The sequence below is a fragment of the Microvirga sp. P4_A5 genome, assembly GCF_056402495.1.
Genome location: NZ_JBFUHH010000191.1, coordinates 1 through 2,250 on the forward strand (window position 1 = coordinate 1; position 2,250 = coordinate 2,250).

The following is a 2,250-nucleotide window of genomic DNA, read 5'->3' on the forward strand; positions in this document are numbered from 1 at the left end:
CCCTTCAGCACGCCGCCAACGACGCTGATCCCGTCCTGCTCGGCCAGGATGCGCTCGGCTTCCTTGTTCATCAGGCTCACGTTCCCGCCCTCGTCGACCACCACGACGCCGACAAGGAACCGGTCGAACGCGAAGGTCGCTTTGTACAGGGCCTCGACAGTGCGGCCGCGGGAGGAATTCAGGACCTCCTGCCACGCCTCTTCGGCCCGCTCGACCGCGCCGCTCTGGACCCGCGCGACCTGATTGAGCCGCGCCTCGATGGTCGCCAGGAGAATCTCGTAATCGATCGGCTTGACGAGATAATCGTCCGCCCCGGCCTGCTTGCCGACCAGAACGTCGTTTCGGTCGGCCAAGGCCGTCAGGAAGATGAAGGGCACGTCCCCGAGGCCGCTCCGCTCGCGCATGGCCTTGAGCACATCGTATCCGCCCAGCCCCGGCATGGTGATGTCGCACAGGACGAGATCGGGCCGGTGGTTCGCAAGCAGCGCCAGCGCCTCGTGGCCGTCGGACGCCTGGATGACGTTGAAATCCGCGGCCGTGAGTTCTTCCGCGATGTCGTTGCGAAGATCGTTCTCATCCTCGATGCATAAAATGGTCCGTTGGACGTTCATCTCTGGCTAGCCCCCCTTTTTATGCCGCCTGCTGCGCCTGATTGGCGTTGGACACGGGCAGGTCGAAGGTGAATGTCGACCCGCCCGCCTCGTAGCTTTCCACCTGAATTTCCCCGCCGTGAAGATGCATGATCTTCTGGGCGAAGTTCAATCCGATACCCGTGCCGGCAATTCCCGTCGCGGTACGCGCCCGGTAGAACCGGTCGAATATCTTGGCGACCTCGTCGGCGGGAATGCCGATTCCCCAGTCCCGGATGGAGCAATAGGCCCTCGACCCGTCGGCCCAGACCTTGACCTCGACGATGGGGGTATCGCCCGAATACTTGACTGCGTTCGAGAGCAGATTGACCACCACCTGTTCGATCAGGATGCTGTCGCAATGGACCGTCAACGGCAGGTCGGGCGCGTCGATCCGGATATCGGCGTGCGAGCTGACCTCCCGTTGCCGCTCGCAGATGTCCCGCACCAGTTCGTTGAGGTTGCAGGTGGCCGGATTGAGCTCGATCCGGCCGGCATCCAGTTTCGCGGCGTTCAGCACGCTGTCCACGAGACGCGTCAGGCGGCTCGTGGCGCTGCGGATCTTCTGAACCCGGACCACGAGTTCGTCGTGGCTCGCATCCTGTCCCCGGCGCAGGATCCGCTGGGCGCTCGAATCGAGGATGGCCAGAGGTGTGCGGAACTGGTGGGACACCATCGAGACGAAGCTGCGATAGGCGCCGGTTGTCTCGCGCTCGCGGTCGAGGGCCGATTGAAGCGCCCGGGCCGCATGTTTGTAGGCCGAAATATCGACCAGCCGCACGAAGATGACGCCGCCCTTGGCTGCGGTCACGGAAAGGCGCGCCCAGACGTCCCGCTTGATCAAAAGGTCGAGCTCGATCTCCTCTGTCGGGACCTCGTCCGAGACCAGCCGGCCGTCGGCGCCTTCGCAGATCGCGAAGCAGCGAAGGAAGGTGAACAGGTTCATATCCTCCGCGCACCAGACCGTGATCGGTTCGGCGGCGCGGATCCGCTCGTTGGCGAAGAGCAGGTTTCCTTGCGCATCGAACGCCGCGAAGCCGTCGGGCGCAGCCTCGATGGCGGCAATCAGGCGCTGCTCCGCCTGCTGCAGGGCCGCGGTGCGCTGCTGCACCTTGATCTCGAGGTCGACGGTCTGACGTTCGGCCTGCTTGCGCGCCTGCCATTGCTCGGTGACATCGCGCACGAACGCGATGCCGAGCTGCCTCTCGGCGAGAGTCAGGGGGAAGCAACTCACTTCGAGGCATTTCTCGAGGCCGTCGACCGCCCTCGCCTCGTATTCGCGGATCGAGCTTGCGCCTTCGACGGCCCGCACGAGCGCGGACACCACGCCCTGGTGGCCGAAGAGCGGATCGAGCGTCTCGAGGCTCTGGCCCACGGTGTTGTCAGGCCGCACCCCGAGGAGACCCTCCATTCCCGGGTTCCAGAGCAGGCAATGCAAACGTTCGTCGAAGATGACGATGCCCTGATTGCTGATGTTGTTGATGACCAGATCCGAAAGCTCCTGCTCCTGCCGGAGCAGCCGCTTCGCTTGGTTTGCCTCCTGCATCCCTTTCAGGAGCCGCAGCAGCAGGACCGACGCCGTGACGACGATCCCGAGAATGAACGCCAGGCTCTCGACGAC

General features: G+C 64.3%; 2 protein-coding genes. Both read right to left on the reverse strand.

Annotated elements, in window-relative coordinates; all coding sequences use genetic code 11:
* A partial coding sequence (locus tag AC1DVM_RS23005) for a response regulator (protein WP_477258439.1) occupies nt 1-611 on the reverse strand: 611 nt, incomplete at its 3' end.
* 19 nt (nt 612-630) lie between these two features.
* Nucleotides 631-2,250 (reverse strand): sensor histidine kinase (locus tag AC1DVM_RS23010; protein WP_477258441.1); only part of this gene is annotated, 1,620 nt, incomplete at its 5' end.